A 13,977-nucleotide genomic window follows, 5' to 3' on the forward strand; every position below is an offset into this window, starting at 1 on the left:
AACAAGACCGTAGCCGTGAGGTGTGGCTCACGAAAATAAAGCGAAATGGGTATTTTTTAAGGAGGTCACTATGACTAAGGAAGAATTGTTAGCACTAGGATTAACTGAAGAACAGACTGCTAAGGTCGTTGAAGACTATGGCAAGAATTATGTGTCTAAGGATCAATTCAATGCTAAAAACGAGGAACTCAAATCCGTAAAAGGGGAACTCACGACTCTTAATAGCGAGATTGATAACCTCAAAAAATCTAATGCAGATAATGCGGAGCTTGCGAAACAAATTGAAACGATGAAAGCTGATGCAGAAACTCGTAAAGCTGAATACGAGGGTAAAATCGCACAACTTGAAATCGACAATATTGTTAACGTAGCATTGTCCAACGCAAAAGCTAAAAACAACGTTGCGGTCCGTGCACTCTTGGATTTAACCGGTGCAAAAGTGAAGGACGGCAAAATTAAAGGATTAGATGAACAACTTGCAGAAGTTGCCAAAGCTAATCCTTATTTATTTGGGGAAGCGTCTGCCCCTAAAGGTGTAGCGCCTGGTAATCCTGGCGGTAAAGCACCAAGCAGCGCAGTAACTAAAGAAGACTTCGCTAAAATGACATACTCTCAACGTGCGGAGTTATTCGCAAACGACATTGATCTTTACCATTCATTAACAGGAGGAAACGCTAATGAATAAACAATTCTCTTTTAATTTACAAACATTCGCAGCAGGTCCTACGCAAACTGCTAATGTAGTTAACCCTCAAGTAATGGCGGACATGGTATCCGCAGGTTTACCAAAAGCTATTAAATTTACTTCTATCGCTAAAATCGATAACAAATTGGCAGGCGTGCCAGGTAACGAAATCACTATTCCAGCATGGGGCTACATCGGTGACGCGGAAGACATCGCAGAAGGCGTAGAAGTAACTGCAACTCAAATGTCCACATCCGTCGCTAAAGCTAAAATTAAAAAAGCAATGAAACGCGTTGACATCACAGACGAAGCTAAATTGTCCGGTTATGGCGACCCAGTAGGCGAAGCTACTCATCAATTACGTTTGTCCTTGGCTTCTAAAATCGACCAAGATGTAGTAACAGCTCTTGGCGGTGCTACTCTTGCAGTAACTGATACTAAAGTTATCTCCTATGAAGGTATCGTTAACGCAGTAGACAAATTGAACGAAGAAGACTACGTTGAAAAATATTTGTTCGTAGCACCTTCTCAAATTACTGCACTTCGTAAAGACCCTAACTTCATCGACAAAACAAAATACGGTAACGACGTTATGATGACTGGTGAAATCGGTATGATTGCCGGCTGTCGTGTTGTAACATCTCGCCGCATCAATGATACTGGCGCAACTATCGACAACTTCATCGTTGGCGTATCTGCAGAAGTGGAAGATGGTACTCCTGTATTACCTGCTGTAACAATTTACATTAAACGTGACGTTGTTGTTGAATACGATCGTGTTCCTGAAAAAGGTATCGACAAATTCGTTGCTAACGAACACTACGTTGTTGCGTTGACTAACCAATCCAAAGTTGTAAAAGCTACATTCAAAAAATAGTAGGTGAATAATATGACCACGAAAGAGACAGTTTTACAAATTCTTGAATCGTGGCTCGGGTATGATGCAATTTCTGATATAAATATCATTGAGTATATGATTGATGCGGAAACACAACATATCCTCAATGATATCAATCAGAAGGAATTACCTAGCGAATTACAGCACGTTCTCGTATATCGTGTAATTGGCAGCTATATCACCACAAACAAAAATAAATTGATTGAAGCCGACGGAGAAATGGCGAGCTCCATTAAAATGGGCGATACTGAAGTTCAATTTAAAGGAACCGACAAGGCATCCCGTCTCCAAGAATTGGACACCGCTTTGAGTGGATATGGAAGGGGTGACCTAGCATGCTTCCGACGGCTAAGATGGTAGACGCTGCTAGAAAGCAGTTAGAACGATTATACGATTGTACGTGTTATGTTATCTCCGAAGTGGATGCAATGGACCCCGATACTGGAATTATGAGTAAAACTGCCAGTAGAGAGGGTCCTTTTGCTTGTAGAATTAGCTATAAAACTCTCTCTACAGGTCAAATCGCTGAGATTGCGAAATTTAGTACCACCACGGTACTTTTCACCGCTCCGGAGGTAATCATACCTAATGGGGCTCGAATCGAGCTTATAGGGCGAAATACGAAGCAACTTTTTCGCAGTGCCTCGATTTCTGCACGATATGACACCCACCAAGAGGTGCAACTCGAAAATTTAGAGGTGCATTGACATGGGTGTTGAATTTAACATGGAAGATTTTGCTGAATTTAATCGAAGCCTGGTCAAACTGAGTCAATCAGGTAGCCTTCAGAATTTCAACAAGCAAGTTGTGAAGGAAATGGCCAGCGTGTATGTGCGTGAAGCTAAATTGAATACACCAGTCGGGAAACGATCGGTTAAATTCATGCAAAATGGTCAAGTACAAACAAAGTACTTTGATAGCGAGCATACTCGCCAATCGTGGAGTGTTGGTAGATATCGACTGGACGATAGAACCGGACGGGTTAGGGTGTTTAACACATCCTCTTACGCCTCGTTTTTAAATGATGGGCATCGGCAAGAAGTTGGGAGATTTCTTCCGTGGATAGGCCAATCTAAAGGTGGAGTAATGCAAGGCGGTAGACTGAAAAAGCCTTGGGTAGATGGTGCGTACATGCACGAGAAAGCTGAAAAGGCACTCAGTAAAAACGCTAAACGTATTATGGAAATTGCATTAAAGAAATGGATTGAAAAGCATGGTGGATTCTGATGTATTAACAGCCGTATCTAAAGCCGTACATACGGCACTTAACGTGCCTATATACCTAGAATTCAAAGAAAACAATATGACATTCCCCTGCGCATATATCAAGCTGATTGAACCTAGTATGGGTAGACATGTCGGTGATCTTTACAATACTTCTTTGGATTTAGACATCATGTATTACGCCAATAATCTTGATGTGGTTACTGATACGCGAAAACTCATTGATATTCCTAGTGTGCTGTACCTACTGCTTGAATTTGTACAAGTTGGGGAACGTACAATTATGGGCACTGGCATGAAATATAAGATTTCAGACGGTGTGCTGCACTTCTTCGTGACGTATGAAAACATACTCCGGAAAGTGGCCAAACCCGTCGAGCGGATGAAGCACATGGAATTAACGGAAAGGGTAAAAGATGGCAGATGAAAAAGAAACAGTCGAAGTAACGGCTGAACAACAATTTGATGCTTACGCTATCATTGCATCTGACAAGTACAGACGGTATCGTGATTTACTCACTTGCCTTCTTAACGAAGATGAAATGTATACGGAAAGCGACATTGATAAGATTTTAAATCAGGCATTAAACACGCCTGTGAAAGGTTAGTGAAATATGGCATTAGGTGGTGGCACATTCTTATTCCACAATAAAGTATTGCCAGGTACTTATATTAACTTCGTATCCAAAGACCGAGCATATGCAGAAGTATCTGACCGTGGCTTTGGCGCGATGATGCTCTCCTTTGATTGGGGCCCAAGTGGCGAAGTGTTCCGTGTAGATAACGACACATTCCAAAAGGATTGCCAAAAATACTTTGGTTATGACTACGGCCATGACAAAATGAAGGGCTTACGTGACTTGTTCCGTGGCTTGAAAACTGGTTACTTCTACCGCTTAAACTCTGACGGTGCGCAAGCTACAAGCACAATCGGTAAAGCAAAATATAAAGGTATTCGTGGTAACGATTTGGGTGTATCTGTTCAAGCTGATCCAGATAACACAGGTAAATTTATCGTAACTACTTACCTCACTACAGGCGATGTTCGTAAGGCAGTAGATATTCAAAAGAACTTGAAGAATGCGACAGAACTGCAAGATAACGATTACATCGTATTCACTAAAACTGGCGCATTAACTACTACAGCTTATACTGCACTATCCGGTGGTACTAACGGCTCCACAATCACCGTTAAGAACTACCAAGACGGCATTGATATGCTTGAACCTTACTACTTCAATACGTTGGGTTACGCAGGTGCGGACGACACAATTAAGAACTTACTTATTGCATTTACTAAACGTTGCCGTGAACAAAGTGGCGCTAAATTCCAATTAGTGATTCATGGTAAGACCGGGGTCAACTATGAAGGTGTTATCTCCATCCTTAATGACGTAACCGATGAAGGTGCCGAAAGAGGCTCTTTGGTGTACTGGACATTAGGTCAAGAAGCATCTTGCAATATCAATGCTACAGTAGGCAATATGATTTATGATGGTGAATACACTGTAAACGTTAAGTACAAACAGTTCGAACTCGAACAAGCTATCAAAGATGGTATGTTTATGTTCCACAATGTCACTGACTCCGTTGGTGGTAATATCCAAGGCGACGTACGTGTATTGAAAGACATCAACACATTTACTGAATTCAGTAAAGCTAAAAACCGCGACTTCTCCCTTAACCAAGTCATTCGTGTATTGGATAACTGGGCAGTTGACGGCGCTAGACTGTTCAATAAAACACATCTTGATAAATCCCCTAATGACCAAGCTGGTCGTGAGTCCTTATGGGGCGACCTTGTATATCTTGCTGAGCAATACCAAAAGGTACGTGCTATCCAAAACTTCGATGATAAGGATATCCCAGTACCTACACAAGGCGATAACAAGGAAGATGTATTGGTTAACGTACAATTACAGCCAACTGTGGCTATGGAAAAATTGTACATGACTGTTGTAGTAGCCTAGGAGGATAACGTATGGAAAATGAAATTTTAGATGCATTGAAAACGATGGATGCAGCTGACGTTGTTTCTTCTAAATTAGCGTCTTGCTATATCGTAGAGAACGGTAACCGATACTTACTGTTTCAAGCTAAGAAACTTAGCGCAAAAATTAAAAAGAATAAAGAAAAAGTGGCAATCTTGGGCCGTATTGGTGCGGGTAATAAGTCTACCTCCGTAGAATACAGCGGTAGCTTAACGATTTACCACAACACAGCTTTATTCGATAAGATGGTTGAAAAATACTTGAAAACCGGTGTGGATACATACTTTGACATGCAAGTAGTAAACAACGATCCAACATCTAAAGCAGGTCGCCGTTCTGTAATTCTAAAAGGTGTGAACCTTGACGAATTAACAGCAGCTGAATTTGACGCTGAAGGCAAATACATCGAACAAGAACACAACTTCACTTATGAAGGTGTTAAATATGTTCAACACTTTAATGAATTAGACGGGATGCAAGCCTAGAGCTTGCTCCCTTTTTTTTAGGAGGTTTTTACAATGGCTGAAAATTTAAGCGCATTCCTTAAACAAAACGTTGATGTAGTCAATGAGACTGAATACGTAGCATCTAAACGTATCAAAGTGAATGGTGAGCCAGTAGCATGGAAGATTAAAACATTAGCTACTGACGAAACAGAAAAGATGCGTAAGAAATACACTAAACGTATTACAGACCGCATCACTCGTCAATCTGAAGAACGCTTCGATGCGACTGCATACAACGAAGATGTGCTATCTAAGGCAATCACTTATCCTAATCTTTATGATGCGGAACTTCAAGATAGCTGGGGTGTTACTGAACCAGTTGAGCTCGTAAAAGCAATGCTCACACCAGGTGAATACGCTGACCTTTTGGCAGCAGTAACAGAAGCCCAAGGCTATGATGTAGGCATGGAAGATAAGGTAAAAGAAGTAAAAAACTCCTAGAATCCAATGAAACAGAAACGATGTTCGCATATTTGGCATTTGTTAAATACCATATGCGACCTTCTGTTTTTGCGGATATGGACATGAATGAAAAGGCTGTAGTAATTGCCTTTATTCAGCAACATGCTAAAGATGAGCAAGATGAAATGAATAAGGCAAAAAGGGGGTAATGAATGGCTACACTTTCTAACTATATAAGCCTCTCTACTAATATTCCTAATGCTATGAACGCAGCCGCAAACGCAACAACTAAAGCCTATCAATCCATGAACACACTTCACAATAAGATGAACGGTGTATCGAACGCTAGTGAAACACTAAAGGCTAGCATGGGCGGTATCATGAACAGCTTCGCCGGTAACCTGTTGGCTAGTACCGTGATGAATGGCATTGGCGCTATAAAAGGCGCCATTGAATCGATTCAAGATACTGCTACAGAATGGGCACAGGTGCAAGCTCGCCTTAAATTGGTAGCCGGAAGCCAGGAAAATGCCATTTACCTAAATAAGCAGATATTTGAATCCGCACAGCGTGCAAGAGGTGGGTATTTGGAAATGGCAGACGCCGTAATCCAGGTATCTCAATCCGCACATGATGCGTTCCCGGACCCAAGAAAAGCCGTAGAATTTATGGAGGGTATCCAAAAGGTATTCGCTATTGGCGGTGCATCGAAAGAAGCACAAAAGAACGCCATGCTTCAGTTGACACAAGGTCTAGCATCTGGTCAATTACAAGGTGACGAATTCAGGTCTATTGCTGAAAACGCGCCTATGATTGAAAACATCATTGCGAAATCTATGGGCGTATCTCGTGGCGAACTTAAGAAGCTGGCATCGGAAGGCAAGATTACCGCTGAAGTAATTAAAAACGCTATTATGAATAACTTGCCTGAGATTGAAAAGCAGTTTGAATCGCTTCCTAAAACATGGGGCGATCATATGCAGTCGATTAAGAATAAAGCTATTCGGGCGTTCGAACCTGTGTTCCAACGAATATCTGACCTTGCTAACAGCGAGGGTATCCGTGAGTTAGTGGACAACGTAACGGGAGCTATCCAAATGGTAGCACCGGTATTCTATTGGCTCGTAGGTGTTATCGGTGAAACGATTAATACTGCAGTATGGGCATTTAACACATTATCTAACTTTGTTAGACAGCACTCGTCTATCATGTATACAGCAATGATAATACTGGGCGGTGTAATGGCGTTTTATGCAATCCAGGCCGGTATAGCAGCCGGAAGAACGATTCTCGCTGCCGGTGCTATGGCGATTAAGGCCGTAGCAGACTGGGCTGAAACTGCTGCCCTTTTGGCAATGATTGTAGCTCAAGAAGGATTGAACGCCGCATTATATGCGTGTCCGTTAACATGGGTAATCGGCTTGATTGTTGCAGTTATAGTCATAATCTACTTAGCTGTAGAAGCTATTAACTATTTCTGTGATGCGAATATCAGCGTGCTGGGAATCGTAGTTGGTGCTTTTTGGGCGTTCGGTTCCGCTATTTTCAATGTGTTCGCATTGGGATGGAACATTATCGCAGCATTTGTTAATTTCTTGGCCAACGTATTTAAAGACCCATTACATGCCGTCGCTAACTTGTTTATCGATATATGGAACGGTATTTGGCAATTCGTGAAAGCTAGAATTAACGACATCATAGATGCGATTAATAAAATCCCAGGCGTAAATATCGATAAGGTAGGCGGGTCTACTGGCGTATTAGAACGATTTGAGATTGCCGGCGGTGAAACCACTGTCATGGGCAAAATGGATTATTCTAGCGTTACAGGGGCTTTCGGGGAAGGCTATAACATTGGGGCTAACCTTAGCCTTGGCGATTTGATGCCTAACATGCCTAACATTAAAACTCCTCAAGAGTTTGACGCTAGCAAAATTACTCCAGGCGCGGATCATGATGCGGCTGATAAGACTAAGAAAAACACAGGCAAGACTGCCAAGAACACAGGCAAGATTGCCAAGTCTATCGACATGACAAATGAGGAAATCAAGGCACTCCGTGAAAGCGCTATCAATAAATCGTTGAAGAAATGGCAAGATGCCAACGTGATTCACATTCAAATGAATAACGATGTGGAAATAAACAACGGTACTGATTTAGACGGCTTTACAAGTCAAATCTCGAAAGGCTTGAAAGACGCGTTCGCAATTCAAAGGGAGGGAATCTAAATGTATTACTTCTATATGGGGACGATGCAGATACCGATTCCCCCTAAAGAATTAACCACTACTATCAACGGCAAGAACGAAACAATGGAGTTATTGGGGAAAGGCGAAGTTAACGTTATTAAGCCGGCAGGGCTTACAGACCTTGCTTTCAAATTCTTATTGCCTAACTCCGATTATCCATTTAATGAGTCCTTGCTGTTTAAATCTAAGAAGGCTAAGTACTATATCGATGAACTCGAAAAGCTTAAGACTACAAAGACGATCTTCCAATTTATCGTGGTACGAATGAAACCAGGCGGACAGATGCTAGCCATGACTAACATGAAGTGTACGCTCGAAAACTACGTCATAGAAGAAGATGCGGACAATGGCTTTGACTCCTACGCTAGCGTTACTTTGAAGCAGTGGAAGCCTTGGGGTGCCAAACGCATCGAAGTAAAAACTGATAAGGACGGTACTGCAAAAGGTAGCGTTAAGTCGGATAGGCCTACAGACGGCAAGGTGGCCGCATCAACTGCTAAGGTATCCAAAGGGCAGACATTGCAGCAAATCGTTAAGAAGCAACTAGGTAATACGGATAACCTATTCCAAATCGCAGCACTTAACAAAATCGCTGTGCCTGCTATCTTGGGAGTTGGCCAAGTCGTCCAGCTTAAACGAGAGGGTAATAACGAATGGCTATAGATGAAAAGAAAACAGTCGAAAAATCTCAAATCAAAGGCACTATCATTCCGTTACCCATGCCGGTGCAACTACACTATGAGCTAACCATCAGAAACAAAAGCACTGGTGATTTATGGCTCATAGAACCTGAAGACGGCGTACAAATTACGAGAGCAGTTGACTGCGTTCCAAGTAAGATGACATTCAAAGTACCTAAAGACCCTAACCTCAATTTTGAAGAGGGTGATACTGTTAAGTTCACCCTAAACGGAGGAGCGGTGTTCTTTGGGTATGTCTTTGAGAAACAGCGTGACGGCAAGAACTCTATATCAGTAACTTGCTATGATCAGATACGCTATCTCAAGAATAAAGATTGTTATGTTATCGGAGCTATGACTGCGACTGAGTTCATCAAAATGGTGGCAGAAGACTTTGGATTGAAATGTGGTTATATGGACGATACCGTATGGAAAACTCCGGAGAAACCGCAAACCATATTCAAAGATAAGTCGTTGCAAGAAATGATATGCCAATTACTCGATAAAACGGCTATATACACGCCTAATCATGCGTTCTATCATTTGTACGATGATGCGGGTGAGTTACGGCTAGCATCGTTTGAGACTATGAAGACCGATATTTACATTGATGATGAGTGCATGGAAGACGTGCAGTACACAACTTCCATAGACAAGGAGACATACAACTATGTAAAAATCGTCCGTACAGTCCCGAACGGTGCATCAAGTAAATTGGAGAACACATTCATCGCCAAGGACGACAAGAACATCGAGAAATGGGGCAGATTACAGTATCTGCTCATTCCTAAAGAGAAGGACATCAACGCAGTAGCGCAAGCCAAGGCAATCATGGCTCACAAAAACAAAAAGAGCCGTGAGATTAAGTTAAAAAATGTCATTGGCGATGTGCGTGTGCGTGGTGGATCCTTGGTGTACATCAATCGAAACTTTGGCGATATGATTGTTAATAATTACATGATGGTATCATCTGTTACTCATACGTTTAAAACAGGATTTCACGGAATGGATTTAGATTTACGATACGTTGATAATGATGCGGCTTATGAAGTTGCAAAAGACGAAGACGCAGAAGCAGTTAAGAAAATCGAAGCTGCTAAAAAGACCAAAAGCTCCGCAGTCGCTACTGGTGCAGGCGGTACAGCTGGCCAAGTTGACACAGCTTTCAGTTCTAATGATGGCCGAGTATCCCAATATGGTAAACAGGGTTGTGCGGACACAGTATGTGCTACTGGGTCTTGGTACAATTCAGATTTGAAAGATGAGTACAACAAAGGCACGGCAAGGGTTGATACACTTCGTCAAAATCTCGAGGCTAAAGGTTATACAACGGAACAATTCAACGGATACGCTAATAAAGGCGACTTGTTGATTTATGGTGATGATGAGCACGTTGTTATTGCCGATGGTGCAGGCGGGTGCTTCGGTAACTCTTCGAGCCGAGGTTATGCTATGAAGTATGGCAACGCAAATTATGCATGGCATAATGACGAAGCGCCATCTAAGATTATTCGAATGGGGGCTAAATAATGGATAGCGAGTACATGAAAATCGTTAATACGATTAAAGAAATAGCGAGCACCGTCATATCAAACGGCGAGCCTATGGAAGTAATCGTCGGCGAAGTTGTCAGTATATCACCGCTTGCTATTAAGATTGACCCTAAGTTAACAGTACCTGAAGAGAATATTATTCTTACCAAAAACACCTGCGAATGGACTATGGAGATGAGCGTTGATCATGTTACAGAAAACCGAGCAGGTGGCGGTGGTATGGCTGAATACGCAAGCCATAACCATGAGTACAAAGGGCGTAAGAAGTATCTTGTTCATAACCAATTAGTGATGGGCGATAAGGTCATTATGCTGAAGGAAACCGGCGGACAGCGTTACATAGCGTTAGACCGATGGTATAACCCGAATAGGGGGTGCACGACTAAGTAATGGCAGATAATTTACTATTACCAAAACAAAATAACGATGCCCTTATTCCTGATACAGTGAATTACATTGAACCGTCGCATACGTATGATGTTGATTTTAGAACGGACAGCCAAATTAGGGGCTATGCAGATAAGTTGCGAGCTATGGAGCAAGCAATTTATAAAATCATCAATACGGAGCGATACCAATATATCATTTACAGTTGGAATTACGGCATCGAACTACAAGACTTATTCGGACAGCCAATTCCGTATGTGTACGCTGAGTTACAGCGACGCATAGAAGAGGCTTTACTGAATGACGACAGAATAACTAAAGTATATAACTTTGATTTTAGCCACGAAGGTGGCGACGTCATGGTTGAGTTTGATGTAGATACCATCTATGGTACGCTACAAAAAATCAAGAAAGGGGTGAAAGGTATTGTATGAGCATATGACGGCCAATCGAATTGAAAAACGAATGCTCGATAGAGTTAAAGATGAATTCGATCGGCGCGAAGGTAGTGTTATATACGATGCTACAGCTCCGGCAAGCGTTGAGTTTGCAGAACTATATATCCTAGCCGATGTGATTCTGAAACAAGCGTTTGCAACGACCGCAGACCGGGAATTCCTAATACTTCGTGCTGCGGAGTTTAATATTTACCCGGAACCTGCAACGCAAGGCGAATTTGAAGCTCAGTTCAATATGGAAGTACCGATTGGCTCCAGGTTTAATTACAATGAATACAACTTTGTTGTAACAGAGGTAATCGACGACGCGGAACATAAGTACAAACTTAAATGCGAACAGTACGGACGCACTCCTAATGCGACCACAGGTGATATTACGCCAATCCAAGGTATTAATGGCCTTACCTCTGCTAAGATATTGAAGAATATCACGCCTGGCGAAGATGAAGAAGACACAGAAGTATTCCGAAAACGGTACTTTGATGCTTTGAAATCAAAAGCCTATGGCGGTAATGGTGCGGATTACAAGGAAAAGGTATTAGCTATCCCTGGCGTTGGCGGTGTTAAAGTATACCGCTGTTGGAATGGCGGTGGTACCGTTAAGCTAGTTGTATTGAATAGCGACTACAAGCCTGCAGCAGATGAACTGATTAAGGAAGTAGAGAACGTTATAGACCCAGCGCCAAAAGGCAAAGGGTACGGGCTTGCTCCTATCGGCCACACCGTAACAATCGAAAAGGCTGACCCGGTAACGATCAACTACCGAATTGAAGTCACCATGATGAGCGGGCACAACGTCAATGAAATCCAAACTCTTGCCGAGAACGCTATCAAGCAACGACTACTTCTCCGCGCTAAGGAATGGTGTAATCAAGACGAGAAGGAACATGTTATTCTTCGGACTAGTCTTGTAACGGCTTTAATGGTTGAGCTTCCTAGTGTTCTTGACGTAGGTAGGATTACTATAAACGGTGCTTCTGTTTCAAAACTCGAATTGAAGGATAATCAAATCCCAGTAGTAGGGACGATTACTTTGGTGGCAGTATGATTACAGACTTTGGGATTTTTAAACGGGATATTGATATCTCACAATTCGCCGTTCCGTTAACTCGAGATTCTCGGGATATCCAAGAAGTCTATCGAGTAGAATCTGCAGAACTACAACTGCTATGGGATATCATGCTAGATATCTTTAAAGAAGAATACATCTATACTGCAGCAGATTACGGGCTTGAAGCATGGGAACAAATATTAGGCATCAATCCTCCGGATTTGACAGACACAGAAGGACGCAGAAGTGAAATACTATCAGTATTAATCGGACAGCGTCCTTTTACTATGCCAAAAGTGCAAGAAATGCTTAACTTCAAGTTTGGCAATCATGTAGTAAAGCACTCTGTTGTATCTGATAGATACGAGTACTGGCTAGATGTAGTCGATGGATTTGAATCACAGCTCAACAATATTGTCGATTATGTGGAGCCGTTAATACCTAAGAACTTAATCATCAAGACAAAAAGTACTACAAACATTAACGGCGAAATATATGTAGGCGCTATATCTGATGTATACGAGTCCTTCCATGTCGGAGCGGCATTAGATAAGTTTGATTTCAAAGTAGGCTCTGACATTAACATAGGCATGAGCTTCGACGTATTAGAAACAATTAAAGTATAAGGAGAACACATGGCTTCTATTTATCCAAATACACGATTAACCAATTATGGCCGTGAGTTAATCGCAAGATCGCAAGCAACCGGCAAGAAGTTGCAATACATTAAGCTAGTTACTGGTGACGGTCAGCTTGATAATCAAAATATCGATACTATGACCTCTGTACTAGCCCCAAAATTAGAGTGCCCGTTCACTTCGGGCGGTGAATTCGTAGGCGACGGCCAATTTAGAATCGAATTTGCGGTTAGTAACAGCACAGTGAATAGCGGGTTCTTCGCTAGAGAGTTAGGCGTATATGCTAACCTTGAGGGTGAATCTGATTCCGCTGCTAAACTAATTGCATATAGCAACGGCGGAAACTATGCTTCCTATATTCCGTCTAAGGAAACACCGATTAATTCTAAAGTGTTTTCTTTAGATGTAGTAATCGGTAACTCTACGAATGTAACAGTTAAGAAGATTGATGCGGCATACCTCACACGAGGGGCATTAGATTCTCATAACCGTGATACAAGCGCACACTCAAATATCACAGACCAAATTAAGGCGATTCTCGGAAGTGCGAACTGGAACGACTCCCCGGCCAGTACACTTGTTACAATTAAAAACTTATTAGGACAAGGCGCTATCGTGGCATCTAAGCTCGACGCTAATGCGGGGTTTGTAAAGTTCGCTAATGGTTTCACTATCCAGTGGGGAATAGGAGGGCAGGATAACGTGACCAAAAGTGAAGTAAGATTCCCAATCAAATTCACAACGCTATTTATGGCCAACGCTATTGATGCATACTGGTCAGGTTCTGACACGCCTAGGTATTTCGCTAACTCCGTGTCGGAGAGCAACTCCACTAAAGCCGTATTTTCGGCAAGCGATAGATACGCTGCTTCTTATTACTGGTTTGCTCTAGGGATTATCTAGTTACCTATGATAATGAACATAATCTGATCACCAACGCCTTGCTGTCCTCTATAGTCACTATCCTTATATGTTAGCTGATTTCTAGAAGTCGATAAAATGATTTCAGAAAATGAATAATCACCGTTATATCTTGCGGTAGAAACGGCGATAGTCTTGTTACTGAACTCTACCGGGTAGCGCACAGTCCAAGGCTTAGGTTGATTATAGGCGTTAAATAATACCCACTGGATATTAATTCTTCCCTACGGCCATCCAAACAAAACTACCTGTGTCCGCTCTGTCGGTTAAGAATCGGATGGTGTTTCTATTAGCTTGAGAGAACCCACTGTTCCAAGTAATAAAACATTTTGCG

The 13,977-nt window shown here is 42.1% G+C and carries 18 protein-coding genes; 17 read left to right on the plus strand and 1 reads right to left on the minus strand.

Annotation, left to right across the window (positions count from 1 at the left end):
- Positions 1 to 70: 70 nt before the first annotated feature.
- From EL171_RS02775 to EL171_RS02855, 17 genes are all read left to right on the plus strand, one after another.
- The gene (locus EL171_RS02775; protein WP_050755790.1) at positions 71 to 685 is read left to right on the plus strand and encodes a phage scaffolding protein; all 615 of its coding nucleotides are present in this window, start codon (positions 71 to 73) and stop codon (positions 683 to 685) included.
- Positions 678 to 1,562 (plus strand): N4-gp56 family major capsid protein, encoded by an 885-nt coding sequence (locus EL171_RS02780; protein ID WP_005385907.1) that lies wholly within the window; start codon positions 678 to 680, stop codon positions 1,560 to 1,562. The genes EL171_RS02775 and EL171_RS02780 overlap by 8 nt, the downstream gene beginning before the upstream one ends.
- 12 nt (positions 1,563 to 1,574) lie before the next feature.
- Entirely contained in the window at positions 1,575 to 1,943 is a 369-nt protein-coding gene (locus tag EL171_RS02785; protein ID WP_005385908.1) for a hypothetical protein, read from the plus strand.
- A gap of 348 nt (positions 1,944 to 2,291) precedes the next feature.
- Positions 2,292 to 2,810: an HK97 gp10 family phage protein gene (locus EL171_RS02790; protein WP_005385910.1), complete on the plus strand. Its 519-nt coding sequence runs from the start codon at positions 2,292 to 2,294 to the stop codon at positions 2,808 to 2,810.
- Complete coding sequence (locus tag EL171_RS02795) at positions 2,797 to 3,234, plus strand: phage tail terminator family protein (RefSeq protein ID WP_005385912.1); 438 nt, start codon at positions 2,797 to 2,799, stop codon at positions 3,232 to 3,234. The genes EL171_RS02790 and EL171_RS02795 overlap by 14 nt, the downstream gene beginning before the upstream one ends.
- Positions 3,224 to 3,415, plus strand: coding sequence for a hypothetical protein (locus tag EL171_RS02800; protein ID WP_005385914.1), 192 nt, complete (start codon positions 3,224 to 3,226; stop codon positions 3,413 to 3,415). The genes EL171_RS02795 and EL171_RS02800 overlap by 11 nt, the downstream gene beginning before the upstream one ends.
- A gap of 6 nt (positions 3,416 to 3,421) precedes the next feature.
- The gene (locus EL171_RS02805) at positions 3,422 to 4,777 is read left to right on the plus strand and encodes a phage tail sheath C-terminal domain-containing protein (protein WP_005385915.1); all 1,356 of its coding nucleotides are present in this window, start codon (positions 3,422 to 3,424) and stop codon (positions 4,775 to 4,777) included.
- A gap of 11 nt (positions 4,778 to 4,788) precedes the next feature.
- On the plus strand, positions 4,789 to 5,283 hold the full coding sequence (locus EL171_RS02810; RefSeq protein ID WP_005385916.1) for a phage tail tube protein: 495 nt from the start codon (positions 4,789 to 4,791) through the stop codon (positions 5,281 to 5,283).
- Positions 5,284 to 5,316: 33 nt separating this feature from the next.
- A complete protein-coding gene (locus EL171_RS02815) occupies positions 5,317 to 5,745 on the plus strand; it encodes a phage tail assembly chaperone (protein ID WP_005385917.1) in 429 nt (142 codons plus the stop codon).
- A gap of 173 nt (positions 5,746 to 5,918) precedes the next feature.
- Complete coding sequence (locus EL171_RS02820; protein WP_005385919.1) at positions 5,919 to 7,934, plus strand: tape measure protein; 2,016 nt, start codon at positions 5,919 to 5,921, stop codon at positions 7,932 to 7,934.
- Positions 7,935 to 8,618, plus strand: a complete 684-nt coding sequence (locus EL171_RS02825; RefSeq protein WP_005385920.1) for a hypothetical protein — start codon at positions 7,935 to 7,937, stop codon at positions 8,616 to 8,618.
- On the plus strand, positions 8,609 to 10,165 hold the full coding sequence (locus tag EL171_RS02830) for an XkdQ/YqbQ family protein (protein ID WP_005385921.1): 1,557 nt from the start codon (positions 8,609 to 8,611) through the stop codon (positions 10,163 to 10,165). Before EL171_RS02825 ends, EL171_RS02830 begins: the two co-directional genes overlap by 10 nt.
- Positions 10,165 to 10,578, plus strand: coding sequence for a DUF2577 domain-containing protein (locus tag EL171_RS02835; protein ID WP_005385922.1), 414 nt, complete (start codon positions 10,165 to 10,167; stop codon positions 10,576 to 10,578). Before EL171_RS02830 ends, EL171_RS02835 begins: the two co-directional genes overlap by 1 nt.
- Complete coding sequence (locus EL171_RS02840) at positions 10,578 to 11,009, plus strand: DUF2634 domain-containing protein (protein ID WP_005385923.1); 432 nt, start codon at positions 10,578 to 10,580, stop codon at positions 11,007 to 11,009. The genes EL171_RS02835 and EL171_RS02840 overlap by 1 nt, the downstream gene beginning before the upstream one ends.
- A 4-nt stretch (positions 11,010 to 11,013) precedes the next feature.
- Positions 11,014 to 12,081: a baseplate J/gp47 family protein gene (locus tag EL171_RS02845; RefSeq protein WP_005385924.1), complete on the plus strand. Its 1,068-nt coding sequence runs from the start codon at positions 11,014 to 11,016 to the stop codon at positions 12,079 to 12,081.
- Positions 12,078 to 12,710, plus strand: coding sequence for a putative phage tail protein (locus EL171_RS02850; protein WP_005385925.1), 633 nt, complete (start codon positions 12,078 to 12,080; stop codon positions 12,708 to 12,710). The genes EL171_RS02845 and EL171_RS02850 overlap by 4 nt, the downstream gene beginning before the upstream one ends.
- A 9-nt stretch (positions 12,711 to 12,719) precedes the next feature.
- Complete coding sequence (locus tag EL171_RS02855) at positions 12,720 to 13,625, plus strand: gp53-like domain-containing protein (RefSeq protein WP_005385926.1); 906 nt, start codon at positions 12,720 to 12,722, stop codon at positions 13,623 to 13,625.
- Here the strand turns inward: EL171_RS02855 and EL171_RS10085 are convergent.
- A complete protein-coding gene (locus EL171_RS10085) occupies positions 13,622 to 13,807 on the minus strand; it encodes a hypothetical protein (protein WP_422822133.1) in 186 nt (61 codons plus the stop codon). The two genes, EL171_RS02855 and EL171_RS10085, sit on opposite strands and share 4 nt — an antisense overlap.
- Positions 13,808 to 13,977: the final 170 nt, after the last annotated feature.

This window comes from Veillonella dispar, assembly GCF_900637515.1.
In the GTDB taxonomy this organism is placed as follows: domain Bacteria; phylum Bacillota; class Negativicutes; order Veillonellales; family Veillonellaceae; genus Veillonella; species Veillonella dispar.

What these genes read in the sequence shown, in the direction of transcription:
- EL171_RS02785 (WP_005385908.1), top strand. Translation starts at nt 1,575, where the DNA reads ATGACCACGAAAGAGACAGTTTTACAAATTCTTGAATCGTGGCTCGGG.
- EL171_RS02830 (WP_005385921.1), top strand. Translation starts at nt 8,609, where the DNA reads ATGGCTATAGATGAAAAGAAAACAGTCGAAAAATCTCAAATCAAAGGC.
- EL171_RS02780 (WP_005385907.1), top strand. Translation starts at nt 678, where the DNA reads ATGAATAAACAATTCTCTTTTAATTTACAAACATTCGCAGCAGGTCCT.
- EL171_RS02790 (WP_005385910.1), top strand. Translation starts at nt 2,292, where the DNA reads ATGGGTGTTGAATTTAACATGGAAGATTTTGCTGAATTTAATCGAAGC.
- EL171_RS02840 (WP_005385923.1), top strand. Translation starts at nt 10,578, where the DNA reads ATGGCAGATAATTTACTATTACCAAAACAAAATAACGATGCCCTTATT.
- EL171_RS02850 (WP_005385925.1), top strand. Translation starts at nt 12,078, where the DNA reads ATGATTACAGACTTTGGGATTTTTAAACGGGATATTGATATCTCACAA.
- EL171_RS02810 (WP_005385916.1), top strand. Translation starts at nt 4,789, where the DNA reads ATGGAAAATGAAATTTTAGATGCATTGAAAACGATGGATGCAGCTGAC.
- EL171_RS02795 (WP_005385912.1), top strand. Translation starts at nt 2,797, where the DNA reads ATGGTGGATTCTGATGTATTAACAGCCGTATCTAAAGCCGTACATACG.
- EL171_RS02775 (WP_050755790.1), top strand. Translation starts at nt 71, where the DNA reads ATGACTAAGGAAGAATTGTTAGCACTAGGATTAACTGAAGAACAGACT.
- EL171_RS02845 (WP_005385924.1), top strand. Translation starts at nt 11,014, where the DNA reads ATGACGGCCAATCGAATTGAAAAACGAATGCTCGATAGAGTTAAAGAT.
- EL171_RS02805 (WP_005385915.1), top strand. Translation starts at nt 3,422, where the DNA reads ATGGCATTAGGTGGTGGCACATTCTTATTCCACAATAAAGTATTGCCA.
- EL171_RS02855 (WP_005385926.1), top strand. Translation starts at nt 12,720, where the DNA reads ATGGCTTCTATTTATCCAAATACACGATTAACCAATTATGGCCGTGAG.
- EL171_RS02825 (WP_005385920.1), top strand. Translation starts at nt 7,935, where the DNA reads ATGTATTACTTCTATATGGGGACGATGCAGATACCGATTCCCCCTAAA.
- EL171_RS02815 (WP_005385917.1), top strand. Translation starts at nt 5,317, where the DNA reads ATGGCTGAAAATTTAAGCGCATTCCTTAAACAAAACGTTGATGTAGTC.
- EL171_RS02800 (WP_005385914.1), top strand. Translation starts at nt 3,224, where the DNA reads ATGGCAGATGAAAAAGAAACAGTCGAAGTAACGGCTGAACAACAATTT.
- EL171_RS02820 (WP_005385919.1), top strand. Translation starts at nt 5,919, where the DNA reads ATGGCTACACTTTCTAACTATATAAGCCTCTCTACTAATATTCCTAAT.
- EL171_RS02835 (WP_005385922.1), top strand. Translation starts at nt 10,165, where the DNA reads ATGGATAGCGAGTACATGAAAATCGTTAATACGATTAAAGAAATAGCG.